This window comes from Cloacibacterium sp. Arc13 (assembly GCF_041431305.1).
In the GTDB taxonomy this organism is placed as follows: Bacteria; Bacteroidota; Bacteroidia; order Flavobacteriales; family Weeksellaceae; genus Cloacibacterium; species Cloacibacterium caeni_B.
The window spans coordinates 114888-140228 of sequence record NZ_JASMRM010000006.1; the positions used below are offsets into that span (position 1 = coordinate 114888).

Annotated in this window: 23 protein-coding genes; 15 read left to right on the forward strand and 8 right to left on the reverse strand. The window is 33.1% G+C overall.

Annotation, left to right across the window (positions count from 1 at the left end; genetic code table 11):
* Positions 1-148: 148 nt before the first annotated feature.
* On the reverse strand, positions 149-763 hold the full coding sequence (locus tag QO190_RS06610) for a DUF2911 domain-containing protein (RefSeq protein WP_371461623.1): 615 nt from the start codon (positions 761-763) through the stop codon (positions 149-151).
* Positions 764-970: 207 nt separating this feature from the next.
* On the opposite strand from QO190_RS06610, the gene QO190_RS06615 reads away from it, so the two are divergent.
* Genes QO190_RS06615 through QO190_RS06625 form a run of 3 tightly spaced genes read left to right on the forward strand, consistent with a single transcriptional unit; the run spans position 971 to position 3526 of the window.
* Positions 971-1948: a hypothetical protein gene (locus tag QO190_RS06615; protein WP_371461624.1), complete on the forward strand. Its 978-nt coding sequence runs from the start codon at positions 971-973 to the stop codon at positions 1946-1948.
* A 3-nt stretch (positions 1949-1951) separates the two neighbouring features.
* Positions 1952-2815 (forward strand): ATP-binding protein, encoded by an 864-nt coding sequence (locus tag QO190_RS06620; protein WP_371461625.1) that lies wholly within the window; start codon positions 1952-1954, stop codon positions 2813-2815.
* A 24-nt stretch (positions 2816-2839) separates the two neighbouring features.
* Positions 2840-3526 (forward strand): protein NO VEIN domain-containing protein, encoded by a 687-nt coding sequence (locus QO190_RS06625; RefSeq protein ID WP_371461626.1) that lies wholly within the window; start codon positions 2840-2842, stop codon positions 3524-3526.
* Between the two features lie 2 nt (positions 3527-3528).
* On the opposite strand, the gene QO190_RS06630 is transcribed toward QO190_RS06625, so the two are convergent.
* The 4 genes from QO190_RS06630 to QO190_RS06645 form a co-directional block, all read right to left on the reverse strand.
* A complete protein-coding gene (locus tag QO190_RS06630; protein ID WP_371461627.1) occupies positions 3529-4434 on the reverse strand; it encodes a helix-turn-helix transcriptional regulator in 906 nt (301 codons plus the stop codon).
* Between the two features lie 119 nt (positions 4435-4553).
* Positions 4554-7733 carry a carbamoyl-phosphate synthase large subunit gene (gene carB, locus QO190_RS06635; protein WP_371463328.1) on the reverse strand — a complete coding sequence of 1060 codons (3180 nt, stop codon included), beginning with the start codon at positions 7731-7733 and terminating at the stop codon, positions 4554-4556.
* Between the two features lie 305 nt (positions 7734-8038).
* Positions 8039-9118 carry a carbamoyl phosphate synthase small subunit gene (locus QO190_RS06640; protein WP_371463330.1) on the reverse strand — a complete coding sequence of 360 codons (1080 nt, stop codon included), beginning with the start codon at positions 9116-9118 and terminating at the stop codon, positions 8039-8041.
* 61 nt (positions 9119-9179) lie between these two features.
* Positions 9180-10070, reverse strand: coding sequence for an aspartate carbamoyltransferase catalytic subunit (locus tag QO190_RS06645; RefSeq protein ID WP_371463332.1), 891 nt, complete (start codon positions 10068-10070; stop codon positions 9180-9182).
* A gap of 232 nt (positions 10071-10302) precedes the next feature.
* Here QO190_RS06645 and QO190_RS06650 point away from each other — a divergent pair, with 232 nt between their 5' ends.
* The 12 genes from QO190_RS06650 (at position 10303) to QO190_RS06705 (ending at position 23245) form a co-directional block, all read left to right on the forward strand.
* On the forward strand, positions 10303-10722 hold the full coding sequence (locus QO190_RS06650) for a helix-turn-helix domain-containing protein (protein WP_371463334.1): 420 nt from the start codon (positions 10303-10305) through the stop codon (positions 10720-10722).
* Between the two features lie 95 nt (positions 10723-10817).
* Complete coding sequence (locus QO190_RS06655; RefSeq protein ID WP_371463336.1) at positions 10818-12059, forward strand: hypothetical protein; 1242 nt, start codon at positions 10818-10820, stop codon at positions 12057-12059.
* Between the two features lie 45 nt (positions 12060-12104).
* A complete protein-coding gene (locus tag QO190_RS06660) occupies positions 12105-13688 on the forward strand; it encodes an MFS transporter (RefSeq protein WP_371463338.1) in 1584 nt (527 codons plus the stop codon).
* Between the two features lie 128 nt (positions 13689-13816).
* On the forward strand, positions 13817-14044 hold the full coding sequence (locus QO190_RS06665; protein ID WP_104792527.1) for a DUF6814 family protein: 228 nt from the start codon (positions 13817-13819) through the stop codon (positions 14042-14044).
* Between the two features lie 89 nt (positions 14045-14133).
* A complete protein-coding gene (locus QO190_RS06670; RefSeq protein ID WP_371463341.1) occupies positions 14134-14328 on the forward strand; it encodes a hypothetical protein in 195 nt (64 codons plus the stop codon).
* Positions 14321-16981: an ATP-binding protein gene (locus QO190_RS06675; protein ID WP_371463343.1), complete on the forward strand. Its 2661-nt coding sequence runs from the start codon at positions 14321-14323 to the stop codon at positions 16979-16981. Before QO190_RS06670 ends, QO190_RS06675 begins: the two co-directional genes overlap by 8 nt.
* 45 nt (positions 16982-17026) lie before the next feature.
* Positions 17027-17380 carry a four helix bundle protein gene (locus QO190_RS06680; RefSeq protein ID WP_371463344.1) on the forward strand — a complete coding sequence of 118 codons (354 nt, stop codon included), beginning with the start codon at positions 17027-17029 and terminating at the stop codon, positions 17378-17380.
* Between the two features lie 35 nt (positions 17381-17415).
* Positions 17416-17778 carry a response regulator transcription factor gene (locus QO190_RS06685; RefSeq protein WP_213188855.1) on the forward strand — a complete coding sequence of 121 codons (363 nt, stop codon included), beginning with the start codon at positions 17416-17418 and terminating at the stop codon, positions 17776-17778.
* 77 nt (positions 17779-17855) lie between these two features.
* Positions 17856-19748 carry an acetate--CoA ligase gene (locus QO190_RS06690; RefSeq protein WP_371463347.1) on the forward strand — a complete coding sequence of 631 codons (1893 nt, stop codon included), beginning with the start codon at positions 17856-17858 and terminating at the stop codon, positions 19746-19748.
* 2 nt (positions 19749-19750) lie between these two features.
* Positions 19751-21703: an acetate--CoA ligase gene (gene acs / locus QO190_RS06695; protein ID WP_371463369.1), complete on the forward strand. Its 1953-nt coding sequence runs from the start codon at positions 19751-19753 to the stop codon at positions 21701-21703.
* 85 nt (positions 21704-21788) lie between these two features.
* Entirely contained in the window at positions 21789-22628 is an 840-nt protein-coding gene (gene pheA / locus QO190_RS06700) for a prephenate dehydratase (RefSeq protein ID WP_371463349.1), read from the forward strand.
* A 167-nt stretch (positions 22629-22795) separates the two neighbouring features.
* The gene (locus QO190_RS06705; RefSeq protein ID WP_371463351.1) at positions 22796-23245 is read left to right on the forward strand and encodes an Hsp20/alpha crystallin family protein; all 450 of its coding nucleotides are present in this window, start codon (positions 22796-22798) and stop codon (positions 23243-23245) included.
* 36 nt (positions 23246-23281) lie between these two features.
* Here QO190_RS06705 and QO190_RS06710 read toward each other — a convergent pair whose 3' ends face one another.
* From QO190_RS06710 to QO190_RS06720, 3 genes are read right to left on the reverse strand one after another with little or no spacing between them, the layout of a single operon-like run.
* Positions 23282-23971, reverse strand: coding sequence for an SCO family protein (locus tag QO190_RS06710; RefSeq protein ID WP_371463353.1), 690 nt, complete (start codon positions 23969-23971; stop codon positions 23282-23284).
* Positions 23972-23980: 9 nt separating this feature from the next.
* On the reverse strand, positions 23981-24247 hold the full coding sequence (locus QO190_RS06715) for a YHS domain-containing protein (RefSeq protein WP_371463355.1): 267 nt from the start codon (positions 24245-24247) through the stop codon (positions 23981-23983).
* A gap of 52 nt (positions 24248-24299) precedes the next feature.
* On the reverse strand, positions 24300-24659 hold the full coding sequence (locus tag QO190_RS06720) for a hypothetical protein (protein WP_371463357.1): 360 nt from the start codon (positions 24657-24659) through the stop codon (positions 24300-24302).
* Positions 24660-25341 lie beyond the last annotated feature (682 nt).

A 25341-nucleotide genomic window follows, 5' to 3' on the forward strand; every position in this document is an offset into this window, starting at 1 on the left:
ATTGTTGGAGCTCTTTTTAATTTTTTTCTAAAAAATTAAAAAAAGCGACTACACGAAGACCGACCTTTTTTCGGTGGATGAAAAAACGCTTTTAGATAAATTTCTAAAAGCGTTTTTAGCGTTGGCAAAAAAAGGACGCGCCCAAAAATTACTTTTTCGGTTCGTTTTTCTTTTTGATGTCGCTTTCTATTTTTTTGATGGCTTTCAGATTATCGATAATCTGTAGCGTTTCTTCTACATTTAGAATTTCTACCGGAACATCTGCTCTGGTTTTGTCCCACTCGAAAACCAAATTCAGTTTTTCGTCTGTAATATCTTCGAAATTAATGGTGAAACGTTCCATTTTTCCGTTCATCATTTTTACAGGAACGGTAGTGGTTGCTACATCGTCTTTTGCATCATAGGTATAAGCTCCCCAATTGTTAACCCCTCTGTTTAAAATGATTTTCCATTCTTTTTCTTGAGGAAGTACATACAAAGCGTAGGTTCCTTTTTTCACTTTTTGACCGCCAAAAAGCACTTCTTGACCAAAAGTAATTTTGGTAGCTTCATTGGCTCCAGCTCTCCAAACTTGACCGAAAGGAACCAATTCTCCGAAGACTTTTCTTCCTTTTACCGCTGGTCTACCATATTCTATAGAGATTTTGGTCACCGAAAATTGCTGTTCTACGGTTTGTCTTGGGCTTACAGCTGGAATGTTATATTGCTGAGCAAAAGCGTGTACACTTACTGCCAATGCTAAAGAAAATATCAGTTTTTTCATATATAAATATTTATTGTTTTTTAAAAGTCAAATGTAATGGCTGAATCATCATTGGTATTGGGTTTACCATAGTGGCGATTTCATATTTTTAATTTTTGATAAAGATAATATTTTTCAAACAAAAAACCTTTAAGTTTTTTTGTGTGCAAATTGTAAACTACCTGTTTTTGGTAGTTAAATTAATTTTCTTTGCAAAAAATTACAGAGATGGATAACTATATTTACACAGTAGAAATACCAGCAATACTTAATTTATTATTAAATTATGAAACAAGAGAATTTAAAGATTCAAATCCCAGGATTGCAAGGGAAAAAGCTTTAATCTATTTATCAGATGTTATTAAAAAAGCTATTGAAACAGAAATTATCACTATTAATTTTTTCACAGATAATAATTCTTTGGAATTAAAAAAAATTGAAAAGAAAGAAGATTTACCTTGTTTAGAAAATACACAAATTTTAGATTTTGAAAAAATTTCAGAGTACTCTATTCAATATTCTTACAATGATTATATAATGTGGGATGCCTATAGAATTAGAAATAATGGTCAAGAAATACTTGAAAATTATGGTTTTCTGAGGATAATGTTATCTAGCTCAAAATATAATATAAAAGAATGCATTTTAGATTTCAAAAACACAGATCATCAATCAATTAATTTAGAAATAAAAATTTTAAAAGATTTTTTAGATTCCAATAATTTAGAATTACGTCCTGTCATTTCTAAAAACAACTTTTTTAACCAGATTAAGAAAAGAGAATTAAAACAACTTTTTTATGATAAAGAAAATTTATACCAAAAAGAGATTTTGTTAACAGAAAATTTTAATGATATAGAAAAAATATATCTTTCCTTTCTTAATTCTTTTTATTTAAATAAATATCTATTCATTCCTAAAAAAAATTCGGGTTTTAAAATTAGAGTTTTAAAAATTTTAGAAAAAGCTTATGATTCTGAGAATAAATTAAAGCATTATGATTCTTTAGAAATTGATGCAATAAATTATGAAGTTTTTTGCTATGAAAATTATTATGCTGAAGAACTAATCTATTCGAAACAAGGAAAATTATACATCCGAAACAATAAAGGACTAACAGAAGTAGATGAACAAACAACACTTACAGAAATTTTCGAAATAAAATATATAAATCCTGAATTACAAGAAATTATCAATATTATCTAAACTATGGAAACTAAATTACCTCTTATTAGCTATGTTGTAAAAACTCAATTTATCACCAATAATTCTGGTTTAAGGAGAATACATCAACAAGTATTTACAAATCAAGACATTCTTTTTGCAAGAGAAAAAGCCTTTGAATATTACGAAGCAGCAATAAATGTTTTAGAACGAGAAGGAGAAATATGGCGAGATGAAAAAACAAGCAAAATTATCTATAAAAATCCCGAGAATTATTTAAAAGGCATCTCTATCTATATTAGAATTAATGAAGATGTAAAAAAATATGACTTGGCTGATAAAGAAAACCAAATGTATCTTATTAATATTCATTTTTCTTTAAATGAAATTCTGAAAAGACACATAGAACAGGGAAAAAAAATAGAAAAAAAGTACTTTGATCTATTGAAAATTAATTTTGAAAATAAACATTCTTACATTCTTTTTATGGGTAGAAGATTGGAAGAAGTTTCTAAAAAAAATAAAATTTTGGGGAAATCTCCTAAGGAAATAGAATTCATAGAATTTAAAATAAAAAATAGAAAATCTGACATTGAATTGTTATTAGAAAGCATCTGTGCTTTTGCAAATTCTGATGGTGGAACAATTATTATTGGGCAAAAATCTAGCTTTGACAATTATTCTGCAAAAGAAAACATTATATCTTATGAGTATATCTTTAATAGACTGATTTCCTGTATTTATAAGGATTTTGCAAAAAAAATTATAATAAAAGCAGAAAACATTCTTGGATGTAATTTTATAAGTATAGTTATCCCAAAATCAGAACAAAATATTTTTTATAACGGCGTGTTTTTTTACCGAAACAACTTAGGAAATGTAATTGATTTTGACAGAAATTTTCACTAAATTTGTTTAATAAAAATTCATACTATGAGTGAGAAACAATTCGAAGATTGGTTAAAAAATATTTATCCAAGTAAATCCGACTCCACTATCAAAGATACTTTGATTTTTGCAAATAACTATCTTAAGGGAATTAATCGTTATATAGAAAGAAATAAACTTAGTTCTTTTTTTGAACAAAGTACTTCAGATATCGATACATTCTTAAATTCGATGGATAAAAATACTAGGTTTGAAAAAAATGAAAAAACCTATTTGAAAAGATTTGTTGAATTTAAAAATCTAGATCCAAACAATTATAATGTATTTGATAGAAAAAATAACGAAAAAAAAGCGAAAAGGAGTGAAAAACAAGCAATAGATGATATTAAAGCTTTTTATGAAAAAAAAGGCTACAAAGTAGAGAGTGTAGAATTAAAAAACTGTGGTTGGGATTTAGAAACAACAATTGGTAACATAAAATTATTACTTGAGGTTAAAGGACTTAATGGAAAATTTTATTCTATAAATTTAAGCGAAAATGAATATAATAAATTACAAGAAAATCAAGAAAATTATAGAATTTGTATTGTTTCAAATTGTAATTCTAGCGCTAAAAATAGACATATCAAAATATTAAAATTTGAAAACAATGAGTTTTTTGATGAAAATGACAAAGAAGATAAAATATCTTATAAAATTATAAAATCCTTAAAACTGACAAATAAAAAATAGATTCATTCATTTCTTTCCAAAGCCAATTTCCAATAATTCATAATTTTCTGTTTTAGAAAAATAGGTTCTATCACTTTTAAAGACCAAGAACGTTTCAAAAGTTCCATTATAAAATCTTCATTTGGTTTTATAAAAAACTCAAAAGTAATTCGGTTCTCTTTTTGTGATAGAATTTTTTGGGAATGATGAATAGGATTAGCTTTCAAATAATTACCATCTCTATGATCGTATTCTACCACAACCTTTGTAGGAAATTCATTAGTAAACATACCAATTGAATCTTTGTAGGGGGTTTCAAAATCTATACTTAAATCTGATTTAAATTTTCCCAAAATATCAATTGTTCTAATTCTTTCTAGTGCATAACTTTTAAAAGAAATTGCGCCATCATTTATATCTTTAGCCAAAACATACCATTTAAAATCTTTTTGCTTCAGACGATATGGATTTATTAATTTTTCATTTTCATTTTCTGTTACATAATCAAAATAAGAAATTTTGAGACAAAGATTTTTTTCTATAGCAGATGAAATAGTATGAAAATATTCCATACCTGTATTTTTTCTAGTCTCAGTAATTACATAACTAGGAAGCAACATATCTGTATTAATTGATGAAAGAAAAATCAAAGAATTAAGTATATCGTTTTGAAACACACTTTCAAAATTAGTATTTATATAGTACAGATTATTTTTATATTCCAAATCAATTTTCCATGCATCTTTAATTGCTTTCTTATCTTTATCAAAAGTTGAAATAGGATATTCATCCATTCTAAGTATTTCAATATCTTCATAGGCTTTAAACCTCTTTAATATCTCATCAATAATATCTTCACGATTAAATTTACCATTGTATTGCAAAACAGTTCTAACTAAAAAAACCATTCTTAAAAACTTTCTATTCATTTAGTTATTTTTCTATTTCAAATATAAAAAAAACCTCTAAGAAATAAAATCTTAGAGGTTATCTATTAAAAACTTTGTCAAAGATTTCTTTGCTTCGCAAAAACTTTGACAAAGCAGATTTACATTGCTTCCATTTTGAAAGTCATGCTTTCGATTACTTTGAGCATTGCTTCTACAGTATCCATACTGGTAAGACAAGGAACGCCATTTTCTACCGAAGTTCTACGGATTAAGAACCCGTCATTCATCGATTGTTTTCCTTTAGTAGTGGTATTCACTACATATTGTACTTTTCCTTTTTGGATTAAACTGATTAAGTTCTCTGTTTCTTCTTCTATTTTATATCCAATTTTGGTTGGGATATTGAGTTCGTTAAAATATCTAGAAGTTCCTCTGGTTGCCCAAATTTTGAAACCGATATCGTAGAATCTTTTTGCTAATCTTGCAGCTTCTGGCTTGTTCACATCATCTATGGTAAATAAGATAGAACCATGTAAAGGCACTTTTCTACCTGCACCGATTAAACCTTTGTACAAGGCTTTTTCTAGCGTAGAATCTTTGCCCATTACTTCTCCTGTAGATTTCATTTCTGGTCCTAGTGTTACATCTACTCTTGTTAATTTACTGAATGAGAAGACTGGTACTTTTACAAAAATTCCTTCTTTATTTGGAACCAATCCATCTTTGTAACCTAAATCTTTCAGATTTGCTCCGAGAATAGCTTTGGTCGCTAAATTCGCCATTGGAACTTCTGTAATTTTTGACAAGAAAGGAACGGTTCTCGATGAACGCGGATTTACCTCAATCACGTAGACATTTCCATCAGAAATTACATACTGAATATTCATTAAACCTACTACTTTCAACCCTTTTGCTAAACGTTTGGTATAATCTTCCAGTGTTGCAATTTGGTCTGGAGTAAGCGTTTGTGGAGGATATACTGCAATAGAATCTCCTGAGTGAACTCCCGCTCTTTCAATATGTTCCATAATTCCTGGAATTACGGTGGTTTCACCATCGCAAATTGCATCTACTTCTACTTCTTTTCCGGTGAGGTAACGGTCTACTAAAACTGGGTGTTCTGGACTTGCATCTACCGCATGTTCCATGTAATGGTCTAGTTCGGCATCGTTGTATACGATTTCCATTGCTCTTCCTCCCAGAACGTAACTTGGTCTCACTAAAACTGGGAATCCGATTTCATTGGCAATTTTAATTGCTTCTTCTTTAGAGAAACACGTTTTACCCAATGGTTGTGGAATGCCTAATTCCTGCAGTGCATGTTCGAATTTATCTCTGTTTTCGGCTCTGTCTAAATCTTCTAGAGAAGTCCCCAGAATTTCTACTCCATGAGCTGCTAATTTATCTGCAAGGTTGATTGCAGTTTGTCCACCAAACTGTACAATCACTCCTTTTGGTTTTTCGAGTTCTATGATGTTCATTACATCTTCCTCTGTTAAAGGCTCGAAATATAGCTTATCCGAAATCGAGAAATCTGTAGAAACCGTTTCTGGATTATTATTGATGATAATCGCTTCGTAACCCATTTGTTTAATCGCCCAAACTGAATGAACGGTAGCGTAATCAAATTCTACTCCTTGACCAATTCTGATAGGACCAGAACCTAAAACGATGATTTTCTCTTTATCAGAAGGAATGCTCTCGTTTTCTTCTTCATACGTTCCGTAGAAATAAGGAGTAGCAGATTCAAATTCTGCGGCGCAAGTATCTACCATTTTGTAAACTGGCATTACTCCGTTTTCTTTTCTGAACTTGAAGATTTCTCTGTGGTCTGTTTCCCAAAGATGTGCGATATTAATGTCTGAGAAGCCTAATCTTTTCGCTTCCAGTAATATTTCTTTGTTGAATTTATTTTCCGCAATGGTTTTTTCAAAATCAATCAGTTTTTTGAATTTCCAAACAAAGAATTTATCTATTTCACTCCATTCTACGATGGTTTCCCAATCATAACCTCTTCTTAAAGCTTCGCCGATGATGAATAATCTTTCGTCATCACACACTCTAATTCTGCGTTCGATATCTTCGTCTGTTAAGGCAAGTGCAGGTTTGGTTTTTAATCCTAAATGTTGCAATCCTGTTTCTAAAGAACGAATGGCTTTCATTAATGATTCTTCAAAACTTCTACCAATCGCCATTACTTCACCCGTTGCTTTCATTTGGGTAGAAAGTCTTCTGTCAGCAGTTTCGAATTTATCAAATGGGAATCTAGGAATTTTAGTTACCACATAATCCAGAGCAGGCTCGAAACAAGCATAAGTTTTTCCAGTCACTGGATTAAGCATTTCGTCTAAAGTAAGTCCTACTGCAATTTTAGCGGCTAATTTCGCAATTGGATAACCTGTTGCTTTACTTGCTAAAGCCGAACTTCTAGAAACTCTAGGATTTACTTCGATGATATAATAATTGAAAGAATGAGGGTCTAAAGCCAACTGTACGTTACAACCTCCTTCTATTCCGAGAGCTCTGATGATTTTGAGTGAAGCATTTCTGAGCATTTGATATTCTCTATCAGAAAGCGTTTGCGAAGGCGCAACTACAATAGAATCTCCAGTATGAACACCTACTGGATCTATGTTTTCCATGTTACAAACCACGATAGCATTATCGTTTTTGTCGCGCATTACTTCGTATTCTATTTCTTTAAACCCTGCAATTGATTTTTCAATTAAACATTGAGTCACTGGAGAATATTTCAGTCCAAGTTCTGCAATTTCTGTCAGTTGATATTCATCATGAGCGATTCCACCACCTGTTCCACCCATGGTAAAAGCAGGACGAACAATTACTGGATAACCTATTTTTTCTGCAAAAGCTAACGCGCCTTCTACTGTATTTACAATATCAGAATCTGGAACGGGCTCGTTTAATTCTCTCATTAATTCACGGAACAAGTCTCTGTCTTCTGCTCTATTGATGGCAGAAAGTTTAGTTCCTAGAACTTCTACTCCACATTCTTCTAAAATTCCAGAATTCTGTAATTCTACCGCCATGTTCAATCCAGTTTGTCCACCCAAAGTTGGCAAAAGTGCATCTGGACGTTCTTTTCTGATGATATGACTTACAAATGGAAGAGAAATAGGCTCTATATAAACTTTGTCTGCAATTTCTACATCGGTCATGATGGTTGCAGGATTAGAATTGATGAGGATTACTTTGTAACCTTCTTCTTTTAATGCAAGGCAAGCTTGAGTTCCTGCATAGTCAAATTCTGCAGCTTGCCCGATGATAATTGGGCCGCTTCCTATTACTAAAATGGTTTTAATATCTGTTCTTTTCATTCTTTATTAGATTTCAGATGTCAGATTTAAGACATCAGATTTTATTTCTATTTTTATTTCTTCTTTTTCAGTTTTTGTTCGTAAGATAATTTGAGTTCCATTATTTTTAAACTCATAACTTAAATTCCTATGGAAAGACAAACTTTGTGGTTATTATCATTGTTTGAATTTATTTTCCAAGCGCTTTGCACTTGGGTATTTCTTGCGCCACTTCGTGGCTTATTTTGTTAATTTTAAATAAAAAAGTATCTCCTCTTCATAAATTTTATAAAACTTGGCTCTTTTTACTTTTTACTTGGCTCTTTTTACTTGGCTTTTTTAAACTCTTCCATCATTTCCACAAACTCATCAAAAAGATAATTGGCATCTTCTGGACCTGGACTTGCTTCTGGGTGATATTGTACCGAAAAACATGGATATTTCTTATGACGAACCCCTTCGTTTGTTTTGTCATTCAGAGCGATGTGTGTTACTTCTAAATCGGTATTTTCTAGAGATTCTTCGTCTATAGCATAACCGTGATTCTGAGAAGTAATCGCTACTTTTCCTGTTTTTAAATCTAGAACTGGGTGATTTCCACCTCTGTGACCGAATTTTAATTTATAGGTTTTTGCTCCACAAGCCAAACCAATTAACTGGTGACCTAAACAAATTCCGAAAATTGGAACTTTCCCCAGTAAACCATTGATTAATTCTGAAGCACCTTTTACATCTTGTGGATCACCAGGACCGTTAGAAAGCATTACTCCATCTGGATTCATTAATAGAATCTCATCTGCAGTTGTATCTTGAGATACCACGATGATGTCACAATCTCTCTGCGAAAGTTCTCTGATGATGCCTAATTTAGAACCAAAGTCCACTAAAACCACTTTGAAACCTCTTCCCGGACTTGCATAAGGCGTTTTGGTAGAAACTTGCTCTACTTGATTGGTTGGGAAATTTTTAGACTTCAGTTCAGCAATTACTGCTGTTTCATCTGCATTTTCATCTACAATTTTTCCTTTTAAAACCCCGTGATTTCTGATAATTCTAGTCAGTTTTCTGGTATCAATCCCTGAAATTCCTGATAGCTTTTTTTTGGCAAAAAATTCATCTAAAGACAATTGACTTCTGAAATTAGAAGGAAAATCACACAGTTCCCTCACGATTAAGCCTTTGATTGCGGGCTCAATACTTTCGAAATCATCTCTATTAATTCCGTAATTACCAATTAATGGGTAAGTCATGGTTACAATTTGACCGCAATATGAAGGGTCTGAAATGAGTTCTTGATAACCAGTCATCCCGGTATTGAACACCACTTCTCCTTCAGTATCGGTATTTGCACCAAAACCTTGTCCGTGAAAAACTTCACCTGATTCTAAAATTAATTTCTTTTTCATTCCTTTTTAATAGATTTTCAGAGCAGTATTACTCTGACTTTTCACTTTTATCTGTATTAATTTATTCAAATTCAAAACCTCTCTCTTCTAACACTTTTTTCAAGATGGCCATTCTTGCAAATACTCCATTTTGCATTTGTTTAAAGATTCTAGAACGTTCACATTCTACCAAATCATTGTCTATTTCTACTCCTCTGTTGATTGGTGCAGGATGCATGATGATGGCATTTGGTTTCATTTTTTGCTCACGCTCTTTGGTAAGACCATATTTTTTGAGATAATCTTGAGGCGTCAATTTCATTTTTTCATCATGTCTTTCGTGCTGAATTCTTAATAAAATAAGCACATCTACATCGGTAATCATTGCGTCTAAATCTCTGTAGGTTCCGTTCATTAAACTTCCTTCATCAAACCATTCTCTTGGTCCAGAAAAATACACTTTTGCTCCTAATCTTCTTAATGTAGTGGCATTAGAATTAGCTACTCTACTGTGTTTAATATCTCCTACGATTCCTATTTTTAAATCTTTGATTTCACCAAATTCTTGTTTTATGGTCATTAAATCCAGTAAAGCTTGACTTGGATGATGCCCAATTCCGTCTCCAGCATTTACCACTGCCATTTTCACGTCTTTTATTTCATCATAAAATCTGGTTTTTTGGTGTCTTATTACGGAAAGGTTTATCCCAATTGATTCCAGCGTTTTAATGGTATCTAAAAGACTTTCGCCTTTATTGATAGAACTTTTAGACTCATCAAAATGTACTACATTTAATCCTAATTTTTTCTCAGCCACCTCAAAACTTATTTTCGTTCTGGTACTGTCTTCAAAAAAAAGATTCGCTACAAAAATGTCTGATTTGGCCTTTACTGTTTTGCCGTTTGCGAATTCTAGCGCTTGATGTAATAGTTTTTCAACGCTTTCTAGTGACAATCTGGATAATTTAATCATGATACTATGGTTTTAAACAAAAAAAACGAAGCCCCAACAGCTTCGTTTTCAATAAATAAAAATATTTTGTCCGTCGGATTGAAGTCCGATATTTATGTTCAATAAAAAATTTATCGTTTTCATTGGATGCAAATATACAGATTAAGTTTTTGCCTTCAAAATTTTTAGAAAAAATTAAATCTTTTTAACATTATTATTGCAAAATAAGTATATCTTTGCTAAAAACGTATATATGAAAATAAATTGTTGCCCAAAATGCGAAAACTCAGAAATCGTGAAAAGTGGCATTGTTAAAGGAAAACAGCGCTATTTTTGCAGAAATTGCAATTACTATTTTACCGTGAATAAAATTGGCAAAAAGATAGATGATTACTATGTAACGAAAGCTTTACAACTCTATTTAGAAGGCCTTAGTTTACGAGAAATAGAGCGCATCTTGGGCATTTCACATGTCACCATCAGTTCTTGGATTAAGGAATACAATATTAAAAAACCACCACATTCTGATTTTCATGCTACTTATAAGGTTTTCAAACAAATAGAATTGGCAGAATACATCAGAAATGAAGAAAATTTGAAAGGATCTGGGCTCATCATTACTGAATTCGGAGATAAGTTTATGATGATAAAATGGGAACGTTTTAAAAAGTAACTATACTTATTTACAAAAATATATACAAAATTTTTACAGAGTTTTTTTTATTATCAGTTTAGCCATGTTAAAATCACAAAAAACTGTTTAATATTATGAAGAAAACTCAATTAATCTTCGCTGGTATTGCTAGTTTATTATTTAGCAATGCATTATTCTCTCAGGAGAAACCAAAAGAATGGGATGTAAGTCTCTATGGTTTTGCAAGAGCAGATTATATTTTCGATTCGAGACAGTCTGCACAGGTGAGAGAATACCATCTCAACCTTTATCCTTTAGACAAAAAATTAGATGCAAATGGTGATGATATTAATGCTACTGGTGCCAGTAATTTTTTATCAGTAGTTTCTCGATTGGGTTTAAATTTTAAAGGTCCCAATGTTTGGGGCGCAAAAGCGAGTGGAAAATTAGAAGGTGACTTCTTTGGAAACACTCAAGAAAGCATTGGTCTTTTCAGATTAAGACATGCTTATGCACAATTGGCTTGGGAAAAATCTTCCCTTACTTTAGGACAGACTTGGTATCCTTCTTTTGTTCCTGAAGTTTTCCCGGGAGTTGCCAATTTCAGCACGGGAATTATGTTTAATCCTTTTGGCTGGGTTGGTCAAATTCGATTCAGACAAAGTTTAACCTCAAATCTTTCTTTAGATTTAGTCGCTTACAAAGACAGAGAATTTCAAGCTCCTGTAGTTTCTGGAAACGCTAATAACTCTCCTAGTTTTAATTCTACAACTCCTACTTTACACGCACAATTGCAATACAAAACCAAAAATGTAATTGCAGGTGTAGGTGCAGAATATCAATCTTTAAAACCTGTGATTACCAGTGGAGGATTGGCTTCTGATGAAAAACTCAATTCTACCATGCTCATGGGATATTTTAAATATTCTAATGAAAATGTAGTTGCAAAATTCTATGGAATTTCTGGTGGAAATTTGCATCATTTAGTGATGCTTGGAGGTTATGCTTCTTATGCAGAAACCAACGGAATAGATTCTTACAAACCTACTAAAACCTCAGCTTTTTGGGTAGACATTGCGAGTAATAAACCGAATGTAGCTCCTGGAGTTTTCTTTGGATATACTAAAAACAGTGGTTTAGAAGATGCTAATTACAAATCACTTTATGTAAGAGGTGTTTCTGGAAACAGAGTGGTAGACAATGTTTGGAGAGCTTCTGCTAGAGTAGATTTTAAGCAAAATAAATTTAAAATTTCGCCAGAATTAGAATACACTGCCGCAACTTGGGGCGATTTAAAAACTGATGCTACTTCTGGAAACAATGAAACCAATGTAGGAAATTTCCGCGCACTGGTAAGTGCTTCTTATTCTTTCTAAAAACTTCATTCAATACATTATTAACAAAACTAAAAAAATAAACACATGAGTCATCAATTTAACACACAAGTAGAGCATGATGCTTACGTAGATGAACGTAAAAAATCTTCAACTCTTTGGAGTATTATCATGGCATCTTCTCTAGGAACGCTTATCGAATGGTATGATTTCTATATTTTCGGGAGTTTAGCTGTAGTTTTATCTACTAAATTTTTCCCAGCAGATAATCCTACTGCAGCATTTTTATCTACTCTAGCTACTTTTGCAGCTGGATTCGTAGTAAGACCTTTCGGAGCTTTATTTTTCGGAAGATTAGGGGATATTATTGGTAGAAAGTATACTTTCTTGGTTACTTTATTAATCATGGGATTCTCTACTTTCTTAATCGGGTGTATTCCAAGTTACGAAACCATCGGTTTTATGGCACCTGTTTTAGTATTAATTCTTCGTTTATTACAAGGTTTAGCACTAGGTGGTGAATACGGAGGTGCTGCAACTTATGTAGCAGAATACGCAGAGCATAACAGACGTGGTTACTGGACTTCTTGGATTCAGACTACTGCAACTTCTGGTTTATTTATTTCACTTATCGTGATTTTGGTGACTAAAAGTTCATTAACTGCTGAAGAATTTGACAATTGGGGATGGAGAGTTCCTTTCTGGATTTCTATTTTAATGGTGGGCGTTTCTTATATCATTAGAAAAAACATGAAAGAATCTCCACTTTTTGCAAAAGCTAAAAAAGAAGGAAAAACATCAACCAATCCACTAAAAGAATCTTTCGGGAATAAATACAACTTCAAATATGTTTTATTAGCATTATTCGGTGCTGTAATGGGACAAGGTGTAGTTTGGTACACTGGTCAGTTCTACGCGATGTCATTCATGCAAAAAGTAATGAATATAGAATCTGCACAAGTAGACTCATTAATGGCAGCCGCATTATTTATCGGAACTCCATTATTCGTGTTATTCGGTTGGTTATCTGATAAAGTAGGAAGAAAACCAATTATGATGATTGGTCTTTTATTGGCAATTTTCGCTTACAGACCTATTTATAACCAAATGTTTAAACTGGGAGATTTCTCTCAAAAACAAGAATTAAAAGACAAATTCACTTCTGAAGCAACTGCTAAAGTTCTAGAAGGAACTAAAGTAGACTCTGTTTACACTACTCAAAAATTCTATGCAGACGGAAGCAATGTAAAAGAAGTGGTGACTAAACATCTAGAAAACGGAAAAGTTTTACTAGACGAAAAAGGAAAAGATAAAGTAGAAACTAAAATCACGAAAACAATAGACAGCACTACCAAATGGACACTTGCTTTCTGGGTTTTCTTACAAGTTGTTTTCGTAACGATGGTTTATGGACCTATTGCTGCTTTCTTAGTAGAAATGTTCCCAATCAGAATTAGATATACTTCTATGTCGCTTCCTTATCATATTGGTAATGGTATCTTCGGAGGTTTATTGCCTGCAGTGGCTACTTATTTGGTAACCTCGGCTAAAGACGCCGGAAATCCAGAATATTACTTACAAGGTTTATGGTATCCAATTATCGTTGCGGCAGTGAGTTTAATCATTGGGGTAATTTACTTAGACGGAAAAGATAGAAATGTAGAAGATTAAAAATGTGATCATTTGTGAATGTGATCATTTGTGAATCAATCTCAAAATCTTATTACTATTTAAAATTATCACATTACCACATTTTCAAATTATCTAAATAAAATTTATTAACTTTAAAAAACAAAAAAATGGACGCAATAAAAAAAATATTAGGTATCGTTTGGCTAGCTCTAGCAGCAGTGGTAGCTTACCTTGGATTGACTGTTCTAGGAATTCCAAAAATAACTTCGGGTAAACAAGAAGACTTGGTTTTCGGGAGCATCATCGTTTTTATTTTAATGCCTATTGTGGTAGGTGGATTAGCAACTTTCGGTTTATATGCTCTGAAAGGCGAATATTCTGCCGATAAAAAATAATTTTTGGTATCAGATAAAGAGATTTCAGCTTTTTCAGTCATTGGAAAACTGAAATCTCAATTCTGATTTTTAGATAACCCTTCTGAAAAATGAAAAAAAGACACGAGCAAAAATTGGTGATTCTAAGTATGGTGCTTTTTGTATTGTTCAATGCACCTATTTTGCTTTTGTTTAATCAGGTAAAAGCCTATTTTGGGCTTCCGTTCATTTACATTTACATTTTCGGAATCTGGCTCGCTTCAAGTATCATTTCTTTTGTAATATTTAAAAAATTTGATGAATAATTTACAGTTATTTGCCATCATCATGCTTTATTTAGCGCTTTTGTTCTTCATTGCTTACTGGGCAGAGAAGAAGAAGAGTAATTTTTGGGCGAATAATCCTTATATTTATTCCCTTTCATTAGCGGTATATTGCACCGCTTGGACGTATTACGGAAGCATCGGCGTTGCTGCCAATCAAGGTTTAGAATATTTGGCAATTTACATCGGTCCTATCATTATTATTCCCGCTTGGATTGTCATCAATAATAAAATCATTAGAATTTCTAGAGTCAATAAAATCAGTTCAATTGCAGATTTTATTTCTTTGAGATACGGAAACAGCAGATCTTTTGGCGCTCTGATTTCCATCGTTTGTATTCTCGCGATTATTCCATACATCGGAATCCAAATTAAAGCGATTTCTGATACTTTTCACCAGATTACCCTTTCTGAAAACTCAGACAATGTTTTTACCGATACTGCGACTTATGTGGTGATTCTCATTGCTATTTTTTCATCTTATTACGGAACGAGATATGTAGATGCTTCAGAAAAAAGATTGGGAATTATTTCTGCTGTAGCTGTAGAAAGTTTCTTAAAATTGATATTCTTTGTAGTCCTCGGTTTATTTGTAACGTATGGCGTTTTTAATGGTTTCGAAGACATCTATCAACAAGCTCAAAAATTTGAAGATTTCGCCGCTAAAAACACTTTTAATGGATTAGAAGGAAGCATTAATTTCGCAATAACTTCTCTCCTTTCCATGTCTGCCATTTTTCTTTTGCCAAGACAATTTCACACCACAATTGTAGAAAACAGAAAGGAAAAACACTTGAAAACAGCCATTTGGTTATTCCCACTTTACCTTTTGATTTTCAATTTTTTTGTATTCCCAATTGCATGGGGAGGAAGAATTTTGTTTGAAGGTCAAAATGTAAATCCTGAGCTTTTCCCTATTCTTATTCCTCAAAAATTTGGGAATATATTGGTTTCTGTAATGGTATTCTTAGGTGGTTTGAGTGCCAGTGTTTCTATGATTATCATTTCGAGTATTACGCTTTCCGTCATGCTATCGAACAATGTGATTATTCCTTACGGCTGGATTGACACTTTCAAGAAAAATCCAGAAAATTTCAACACCAAAAATATTGTCAACATTAGAAAAGTGAGCATTTTCTTACTCATAATTTCAGCATTTCTGTTCTACAAATACCTCATCCTCAAATCCAGTTTATTCTCGGTAGGTTTGGTTTCATTTGTACTTATTGCACAATTGGGGCCTTCGTTTTTTGGAGCTATCTTTTGGAGAAGAGGTAGTTATTATGGTGCGGTAACTGGAATTATTGCAGGGATTATTATTTGTTATGTGAATTTGATTATTCCACAATATATCCAGACCATTAACCCAGAATTTTCATTAGAAAATTATAAAATTCTTGATTTTTTTAGAATTCCTTATCTGTCTACCCTTGCTCAAGTTTTTTTCTGGAGCATTTTAATCAATTCTTTCCTTTTTGCAGTGATTTCTGTAAGTGTAAAAGGCAATTACAGAGAGCGGAATTTTGCAGAAATTTATATTGATATAGACCAATACATTCAAAATCACGAAGGCGCATACATCTGGAAAGGGAAAGCGAATATTTCTGATATTGAAAAAATTCTGGTAAGATTTTTAGGCGAAAAAAAGACCAAACAAGCGCTGAAAATTTTTAACACAAAATACAATATTACCGATGAAACCGATACCGCAGATTCGCGTTTGATTAAATTTTCAGAAAACCTTTTGGCGGGAAGAATCGGTACTGCTTCTGCAAAAATTTTAGTGGAAGGTGTAACCAAAGAAGATAAAATTTCTTTGCCAGAAGTGCTTAATATTTTAGAAGAATCTAAAGAAAACATCACCCTCAATAGAAAACTCACCGAACAGTCTAAACAACTCAGAAGACTTTCTGAAGATTTGCAAGTTGCCAACACCAATTTGATTGAAAAAGACAAACAAAAAGATGATTTCCTAGATTCTGTAGCTCATGAACTCAGAACACCTATCACCGCAATTAGAGCTGCCAGCGAAATTCTGTTAGATGATGACGAAATCCCTACCGAAATCAAAAAAGAATTTTTAGGAAACATCATTTCTGAGTCTGACCGATTGAACGAAATCATCAATGATATTCTGTATTTAGACAAGTTAGAATCAGGAATTATTCAACTTAATATTCAGAAAAATAATATTGTAGAAACCTATCACAAAGCATTGAAACCTATTCAGCATTTGATTCAACAGAAAAATATTCATCATTCTGAAATTGATTTATTGAACCAAAAAGAATACGAATATGATGAAGCCAGAATGATTCAAGTTTTTCAGAATATTTTAGGAAATGCCTACAAATTCACGGATGAAAGTGGCATGATTCAAACTAAATTTATAGAAAAAGATGGTCAACTGAACATCAGCATTTTCAACACGGGTAAAAAAATCCCTGAAGAAGATATAGAACTAATTTTCGATAAGTTTTATCAATCCAAAAATCAAAACATTAGAAAACCAATAGGAACAGGATTAGGATTAGCCATTTGTAAAAAAATTATTGAAGCGCACAAAGGCGAAATCTCCGCAGAAAATAAAGAAATTGGTGTGGTTTTTAACATTATTTTGAGACATGAGATTTGAGATATTAGATATAAGAATATCAATTATTAAAAACATAAAATAACCATGCATCAATTTGAAAAATTAATTTTTTGGCAAAAATCAATTCAACTCGCAAAAAATATATATTTAGCATGTACAGAGATACCCCATGAAGAAAAATTTGGATTAATTTCTCAAATAAAAAGAGCGGCCATTTCTATTCCTTCGAATATTGCAGAAGGCGCTGGTAGAAATAGCAATACCGAGTTCAATCATTTTTTAGGAATCGCAAATGGTTCTTCTTTTGAACTCCAAACACAACTTATTTTAATTAAAGAACTAGAATTATTAAAAGAAGAAAAAGTAAACATTTTATTATCAGAATTAAATGAAATTCAAAAAATGATTTACAGTTTTAAAATAAATTTAAAAATCTAAAATCTGATGTCAAACATCTGAAATCTAAAATAAAAATGAAAAAGATACTTATAGCAGACGACGAACACAAAATCATCATGACCTTAGAATATACCTTCCGAAAAGCGGGTTATGAAGTCTTCATCGCAAGAGATGGCTCGGAAGTTTTAGAATTATTAAAGGAGGAAACACCAGATATTATTTTACTCGATATCATGATGCCCAATGTAGATGGTTACACCACGTTGCAAGAAATAAAGAAACAAGAAAAACTCAATCAATGTAAAGTCATTTTCTTATCTGCAAAAACCAATCCTGCAGACATCGAAAAAGGATTGAGTTTGGGAGCTGATGCTTATGTTACCAAGCCTTACTCTATCAAGAAACTGGTTCAACAGGTAGAAGAATTATTAACTTAAAAAATCAAAAAAAATCTACAAAATATTAATTGTTTCAGTGTAAAATCTGAAATCCAAATCCAAAAAAATCTAAAATTATGAAAGCGCATGAAATGTTCTTGAACAGTATTGAAAACAAGGAACAATTTTGGGCAGAACAAGCCGACCAAATTCATTGGTTCAAAAAACCTCAAACGATTCTTTCTCAAGGAGAAAACAACTATCCTGTATGGTTTGCAGATGGAGAGTTGAACGCATGTTATCTCGCCATAGACAAGCACATAGAAGATGGTTACGGTGACCAAGTTGCCTACATTTATGACTCCCCTGTTACTGACACAAAACAAAAAATTACTTTTAACGAATTAAAAGAAAATGTTTCAAAATTCGCGGGAGGTTTGCAATCGTTAGGGTTAAAAAAAGGTGATAATGCCATTATTTACATGCCTATGATTCCTCAAGCTGCCTATGCAATGCTCGCTTGTGCTAGATTAGGAATCACTCATTCTGTAGTTTTTGGAGGTTTTGCGCCTCATGAATTAGCGATTAGAATAGATGATTGTAATCCAAAAGCAATTATTACAGCAAGTGCTGGTGTAGAAGTAAAAAAGAGAATTCCTTATTTGCCTTTCGTGAAAGAAGCTTATGAAATGGCTGTCCATAAACCTGAACATATTGTGGTTTTTGACCGTCAACTTTGGGGAAATAAAGTAGATTGGGAAAACGAACCTCAACTGACCAATTTTCAAGAATTGTTAGAAAAATCAGAACCTGCAGATTGTGTCCCCGTAAAATCTACGCACCCACTTTATATTCTTTATACCTCAGGAACTACAGGAAAACCGAAAGGTGTAGTTCGTGATACAGGTGGTTATGCTACCGCACTTAAATTTTCCATTGAAAAAATTTATGGTGCAAAACCCGGCGAAGTTTTCTGGGCAGCTTCAGATATTGGTTGGGTAGTTGGTCACAGTTACATTATTTACGGACCGCTAATCAACAGAAATACCTCTATTATTTTCGAAGGAAAACCGATTATGACGCCAGATGCAGGAACTACTTGGAGAATTCTTTCTGAGCACAAAGTTTCTGTGATGTTTACCGCTCCTACTGCAATTAGAGCGATTAAAAAAGAAGATCCAGATGGTGAATTCATCAAAAAATACGATTTATCCCATTTCAGAACCCAGTTTTTAGCGGGTGAAAGATGCGATGTAGCCACGTTAGACTGGTACGAAGAAAAAGTAGGCATTACTCCTATTGACCATTGGTGGCAAACAGAATCTGGTTGGCCTATGTTATCACTGATGCGAGGCGTAGAAGATGATGGCGTAAAACGCGCTTCCGCTGGAAAACCAATCCCTGGTTATGATATTAAAATCTTTGACGAAGAAGGTTACGAACTAGAAGCACACCATGAAGGTTATTTGGTGATAAAACTACCGCTTCCTCCAGGAGCTTTAATGGGAATTTGGGGAGATTATGAAAGATTCCACTATGGTTATTTGGCAAAATTCCCGGGATATTATTTTTCTGGAGATGGCGCCATCAGAGATGAAGACGGATATATTTTCATTACTGGAAGAGTAGATGACATCATCAATGTAGCAGGACACCGACTTTCTACTGCAGAAATGGAAGAAGCTGTTTCTGGGCACAAAGATGTTGCAGAATGCTGTGTAGTAGGAATAGAAGACGATTTAAAAGGTCAAATTCCTTTCGGATTGGTGGTTTTAAAATCTGGAACTCAAATTTCCGAAACTGAAGTCGAAAAAGAAGTGGTGGCATTGGTTAGAGAAAAAATTGGAGCAGTTGCCGCATTAAGAAACATTGTCGTGGTAAAACGACTCCCAAAAACCCGAAGTGGAAAAATTTTGAGAAAACTTATCAGAACTATGTTAGACGGAAAAGAATTCCAAATTCCTTCTACCATAGATGATGAAGCAATCATTGGTGAACTTCAAGAAAAATTCGAAGAATATAGAAAATAAAGATACTTTCCTTACAAAAGGAATCTAAAAAATTAAAATTTGATATGAAAAATTATGTAATTCACGATTTGCCTGATTATTTCAAGCAGTACAAAAAATCAATCAAGAATCCTAAAAAATTCTGGGACAAAATTGCAGATGAAAACTTTGTTTGGTATCAGCGCTGGAACAAAGTGGTGAAATTTGACATGGAAGAAGCCAAAATCGAATGGTTTAAAGGTGCAAAACTCAATATTACCAAAAACTGTTTAGACAGACACTTGGCGGAAAGAGGTGATAAAACCGCGATTATCTGGGAACCTAACGATCCAAATGAAGAAGCACAATACATTTCTTATCGAGAACTTCACGAAAGGGTTTGCAAAATGGCGAATGTTCTTACAGAATTGGGTGTAAAAAAAGGAGACAGAGTTTGTATTTATTTACCGATGATTCCAGAATTGGCGGTTACCATGTTAGCTTGTGCTAAAATGGGTGCAGTACATTCTGTTATTTTCGCTGGATTTTCTGCTTCTGCGGTGACTTCTAGAGTGAATGACTGTGAAGCCAAAATGATTATCACTTCAGACGGAAGTTACAGAGGAAACAAAGCTATTGACCTAAAAGGAATCATCGATGAAGCCGTAGAAAAAACACCTTCTGTAGAAAAAGTATTGGTGGTAAAAAGAACCAACACTGAAGTAAAAATGAAAGAAGGAAGAGATGTTTGGTTAGATGATTATTATCCAAAAGCTTCTGCTGATTTCGTTACCAAAATTATGGATGCAGAAGATCCATTATTCATTCTTTATACTTCTGGTTCTACAGGTAAACCAAAAGGAATGTTGCACACTACTGCTGGTTACATGGTTTACACCGGTTATACTTTTAAAAATGTTTTCAATTATAAAGAAAATGATATTTATTGGTGTACTGCAGATATTGGTTGGATTACAGGTCACTCTTACATTCTTTACGGACCATTAACCAATGGTGCTACTACGGTTATTTTTGAAGGCGTTCCTACTTATCCAGAACCAGATCGTTTCTGGGCTGTGATTGAAAAACACAAAGTAACACAGTTCTACACCGCTCCTACTGCGATTCGTTCTTTGGCTAAAGAATCTTCTTCTTGGGTTGAAAAACATGACTTATCAAGTCTTAGAGTGATTGGTTCAGTAGGTGAGCCTATTAATGACGAAGCTTGGCATTGGTATAATGACCATGTTGGCAAGAAAAAATGTCCAATAGTAGATACTTGGTGGCAAACAGAAACAGGCGGAATTATGATTTCTCCGCTTCCTTTTGTTACGCCAACTAAGCCAACTTACGCTACGCTTCCACTTCCGGGAATTCAACCGGTTCTAATGGATGAAAAACGAAATGAAATTACAGGAAATCAAGTAGATGGAAACTTATGTATCCGTTTTCCATGGCCTGGAATTGCTAGAACAATTTGGGGCGACCATCAAAGATATAAAGAAACGTATTTTACTGCTTTTCCGGGGAAATATTTCACTGGAGATGGTGCTTTAAGAGACGAAACTGGCTATTACAGAATTACCGGTCGTGTAGATGATGTAATCATCGTTTCTGGTCATAATTTAGGAACTGCGCCAATTGAAGACAGCATCAACCTACACCCTGCTGTTGCAGAATCTGCAATTGTAGGTTTTCCTCATGATATTAAAGGAAATGCATTGTACGGATTTGTCATTCTAAAAGAAACTGGTGAAAGCAGAGACAAAGACCACTTGAGAAAAGAAATCAATATGCTGATTTCTGACACCATCGGTCCAATCGCTAAACTAGATAAAATACAGTTTGTTTCTGGCTTGCCAAAAACACGTTCTGGAAAAATTATGCGTAGAATTTTAAGAAAAATTGCCGAAGGAGATTTCAGCAACTTCGGAGATATTTCTACCCTACTCAATCCAGAAATTGTAGACGAAATAAAAGATGGAAGGATCAACTAATGATTATTGTTAATTTTTGGTCACACGAAAACCTCTCATTTTTGGGAGGTTTTTATTTTCCGTTCAAAATTTTTACATTTGTTCTATGAAAATCGCTTTCCTCGGACCACAAGCTAGTTTTACACAGCTTGCTACTTCACAAATTTTCCCCAATGAAGAACTTCTGCCACAGTCTAATATTTTAGATTGTTTCAAGGCGGTGCAAAATGATTGGGTAGAAAAAGCTGTCATTCCACTCGAAAATTCTATCGAAGGAACTGTTTCTATGACGCTGGATTATCTTTATGATTTTGATGGAATTTTGGTGGAAACAGAAGTAGTGATGCCCATTTCGCATCAACTGATGATTCACCCAAATAATACCGAAATTGAGAAAATTTATTCTCATCCTCAAGCTCTAGCGCAATGTTATCATTTTTTGGATAAAGAATACAAAGATGTCATAAAGCAAGAATTCGGTTCTACTGCTGCTGCTGCAAAAAGAGTGGCCGAAAATCCTGAAAAAAAATATGCTGCGATTGCCAATTCTTATGCCGCAAAATTATACGGACTGAAAATCATTCATCAGAATATTCAAGATATTGAACAAAATCACACCAAATTTATTGTGATTTCTAAAAAGGGAGAAAGACTGAACCTTCCACAAAATAAAACTACCGAAAAAACCTCTCTTATCATTACTTTGCCAGAAGATCATGCAGGAGGTTTGCATCAAGTACTTTCTGTTTTTGCATGGCGAAAAATGAATTTAACCAAAATTGAAAGCCGAACCCTGAAAACTGGATTAGGAAATTACTTTTTCTTCATTAATGTAGCGAATGAATGGCATCCTGTCTTGTCTAATAACGCCTTAGAAGAACTGAAATCTCTCGGTACAGAAGTGAAATTTCTAGGTCACTATAATGAATACTTATTAGAAATTTAAACTATTGATTTTAAGTATATTAATTTTATAAATTATAGAAATTTTCAATCTAAATTTATCTAAAAACACTTTCTAAAATCTTTTAATCGTTGTAATTTTGTTTTGAAAATTCAGCGATTTTTTATTGCTGTTTCATCACGGATGTTTAACCTTAAAACTTAAAAAAAATGTCAACTTTAATGAAAAGAAATCCAATGACAGGGTTAAATAGTTTCTTTGATGATTTTTTTACCAAAGATTTATTTAACTGGAATGAAAAAAACCTTACAGAAATGGGATTTACCATGCCTTCTGTAAACGTGAAAGAAACCGAAACCCATTACGAAATTGAAATGGCGGTTCCAGGATTGAAAAAAGAAGATTTTAAAATTAACATCGATCGAAACATTCTTACCATTTCTTCGGAATCTCAAACCGAAAACGAAGAAAGAGATGAGAAGAAAAACTACACCAGAAGAGAATTTAATTATCAATCATTCACCCGTTCATTTACCTTGCCTTCTGATATTGTAGATGTAGAACACATCGAAGCAAAATATGACAACGGCATTCTGAAATTGGCGGTTCCGAAAAGAGAAATCGCTAAAAAAGAAGTGAAAACCATAGAGATTAAATAACAAATGAAAACGGTGAGAAAATTTCTCACCGTTTTTTTATTCTTCTAGAAGTTTCTGAATATCTTCTATCAATAATTTTCTGTCTGGCTGGAATTTGCCTTTTAAACTCGCATTTTTTCCTTCTTGATCATCATAATTCAATCCAGAATAATAAAGAATCGGCATGCCATCTTTTCCAAATCTGCATCTCACATTGCCTTCTTTGTCTACCAAAGCCAGCATTCCGCTGTGATTAAGACTTTCTGACTGGTCATCTTTGTCACCTACATAAATATCAAATTCATTGGCTAAATCACCGATGTAATCTCTATTTCCTGTCAAAAAATGCCAATTGGGATTGGTAACGCCTAGTTTTTTGGCATGTGCTTTTAAAAATTCTGGTGTGTCATTTTCTGGGTCTATAGAAATGGAAATAATCCCAAAATCTTTGCTCTTAATCGCTTTATCTACGGATTTCAGATTATTATTCATAATCGGACAAATCGTAGGACATCTCGCGTAGAAAAACTCTACTACATAGACTTTTCCCAGCATATCTGTATTTGAAATTCTACGATTATTTTGGTCTATTAATTCAAAATTTGGCGCCTTCATTACCGTATGAAGACTTTTCTTGAAAAAGTAATTTCCTGCGATAAATGCCAGAACAATAGCCACTAAAGCTATCATTTGGTATACCAGCATTTTATTCATTCCAAAACCAGACGCTTTTTTAGGTTTCGTCATGTTCAGAAATTATTTCGCGTATTTTTTTGGATTTTTTTTGAATTCTTCTTTGCAAAGTTTATTGCAGAAACCATAGGTTTTCCCCTTATAAACAGCAGTATCTTTTAAAAACTGAGCCGTTTTCATTCCGCAAATTGGGTCTTCTTCGTTCACCACTTTTACGTCTAGTTTTTGGGTCGATTTTTTATGGTCGTGAACTTTTTTGGTTTCTGGAGTCTGTTGACAAGAAGATAATATAGAAATTGCTACAAAAGCAACGGTTAATATAGATTTCATTTTTTGATTTTTTAAAGTTAAAATTTATTGAATAAAAGTACGAAAATTAATTTCAAACTAAAGGTGGATGAAAAAACTCAGGGTAAAAATCTTGAAAAGTAAAATTAAAGTGATGGATAAAAACTTTCGTTTTTGAAAAATCCTGATGTTTATGTTCTTGTATCGCTAAACTTTCCGTAGGAAGAAATAATTGTAAAAATTCCACTTTCTGAATTTTAGTCGATTGATTCTCCGAAGATTTTGCCATTTCGTGTTTCACGTAGCATTTTCCGTTGCATCGCAAATCAGGTTCAGATTGGTTTTCGCAAAGTTGAGTAGAAATATAGTTGTAATTCACCGCATAATCTAATAATGGCAGCACAGAACGCACTGACATTACCAAAAATAAAAATATGGCAATTACAATTCTCATTTTTTAAAGAATGACAAATTTAAGGAATTTTAAATATAACTCTTTGTGATTTTTGTAACTTTGAAGTTCTACACATATAGCGTTCCTACGGAACGCGTTTCTAGGTACTCTTTTTTTTCTACAAACCTTTCGTTCCTATGGAACTTTATTTTATTGGGAAAAATTTTCTACACATATAGCGTTCCTACGGAACGCATTTCTAGGTACTCTTTTTTCTACAAACCTATCGTTCCTACGGAACTTTATTTTATTGGGAAAAATTTTCTACACATATAGCGTTCCTACGGAACGCATTTTCTAGGTGGTCATAATTTCTACAAACCTTTCGTTTCTACGGAACTTTATTATATATGCGAAAATTTTCTACACATATAGCGTTCCTACGGAAAGCATTTTCTAGGTACTCTTTTTTCTACAAACCTTTCGTTCCTACGGAACTTTATTATAACTGGGAAAATTTTCTACACATATAGCGTTCCTACGGAACGCATTTCTAGGTACTCTTTTTTCTACAAACCTTTCGTTCCTACGGAACTTTATTTTATTTTGGAAAATTTTCTACACATATAGCGTTCCTACGGAACGCATTTTCTAGGTGGTCATAATTTCTACAAACCTATCGTTCCTACGGAACTTTATTTTATTGGGAAAAATTTTCTACACATATAGCGTTCCTACGGAA

Bases quoted from the DNA above. Each gene is read 5' to 3' on its own strand.
- QO190_RS06610 (WP_371461623.1), bottom strand. From the start codon at position 763: ATGAAAAAACTGATATTTTCTTTAGCATTGGCAGTAAGTGTACACGCT.
- QO190_RS06615 (WP_371461624.1), top strand. From the start codon at position 971: ATGGATAACTATATTTACACAGTAGAAATACCAGCAATACTTAATTTA.
- QO190_RS06620 (WP_371461625.1), top strand. From the start codon at position 1,952: ATGGAAACTAAATTACCTCTTATTAGCTATGTTGTAAAAACTCAATTT.
- QO190_RS06625 (WP_371461626.1), top strand. From the start codon at position 2,840: ATGAGTGAGAAACAATTCGAAGATTGGTTAAAAAATATTTATCCAAGT.
- QO190_RS06630 (WP_371461627.1), bottom strand. From the start codon at position 4,434: ATGAATAGAAAGTTTTTAAGAATGGTTTTTTTAGTTAGAACTGTTTTG.
- carB (WP_371463328.1), bottom strand. From the start codon at position 7,733: ATGAAAAGAACAGATATTAAAACCATTTTAGTAATAGGAAGCGGCCCA.
- QO190_RS06640 (WP_371463330.1), bottom strand. From the start codon at position 9,118: ATGAAAAAGAAATTAATTTTAGAATCAGGTGAAGTTTTTCACGGACAA.
- QO190_RS06645 (WP_371463332.1), bottom strand. From the start codon at position 10,070: ATGATTAAATTATCCAGATTGTCACTAGAAAGCGTTGAAAAACTATTA.
- QO190_RS06650 (WP_371463334.1), top strand. From the start codon at position 10,303: ATGAAAATAAATTGTTGCCCAAAATGCGAAAACTCAGAAATCGTGAAA.
- QO190_RS06655 (WP_371463336.1), top strand. From the start codon at position 10,818: ATGAAGAAAACTCAATTAATCTTCGCTGGTATTGCTAGTTTATTATTT.
- QO190_RS06660 (WP_371463338.1), top strand. From the start codon at position 12,105: ATGAGTCATCAATTTAACACACAAGTAGAGCATGATGCTTACGTAGAT.
- QO190_RS06665 (WP_104792527.1), top strand. From the start codon at position 13,817: ATGGACGCAATAAAAAAAATATTAGGTATCGTTTGGCTAGCTCTAGCA.
- QO190_RS06670 (WP_371463341.1), top strand. From the start codon at position 14,134: ATGAAAAAAAGACACGAGCAAAAATTGGTGATTCTAAGTATGGTGCTT.
- QO190_RS06675 (WP_371463343.1), top strand. From the start codon at position 14,321: ATGAATAATTTACAGTTATTTGCCATCATCATGCTTTATTTAGCGCTT.
- QO190_RS06680 (WP_371463344.1), top strand. From the start codon at position 17,027: ATGCATCAATTTGAAAAATTAATTTTTTGGCAAAAATCAATTCAACTC.
- QO190_RS06685 (WP_213188855.1), top strand. From the start codon at position 17,416: ATGAAAAAGATACTTATAGCAGACGACGAACACAAAATCATCATGACC.
- QO190_RS06690 (WP_371463347.1), top strand. From the start codon at position 17,856: ATGAAAGCGCATGAAATGTTCTTGAACAGTATTGAAAACAAGGAACAA.
- pheA (WP_371463349.1), top strand. From the start codon at position 21,789: ATGAAAATCGCTTTCCTCGGACCACAAGCTAGTTTTACACAGCTTGCT.
- QO190_RS06705 (WP_371463351.1), top strand. From the start codon at position 22,796: ATGTCAACTTTAATGAAAAGAAATCCAATGACAGGGTTAAATAGTTTC.
- QO190_RS06710 (WP_371463353.1), bottom strand. From the start codon at position 23,971: ATGACGAAACCTAAAAAAGCGTCTGGTTTTGGAATGAATAAAATGCTG.
- QO190_RS06715 (WP_371463355.1), bottom strand. From the start codon at position 24,247: ATGAAATCTATATTAACCGTTGCTTTTGTAGCAATTTCTATATTATCT.
- QO190_RS06720 (WP_371463357.1), bottom strand. From the start codon at position 24,659: ATGAGAATTGTAATTGCCATATTTTTATTTTTGGTAATGTCAGTGCGT.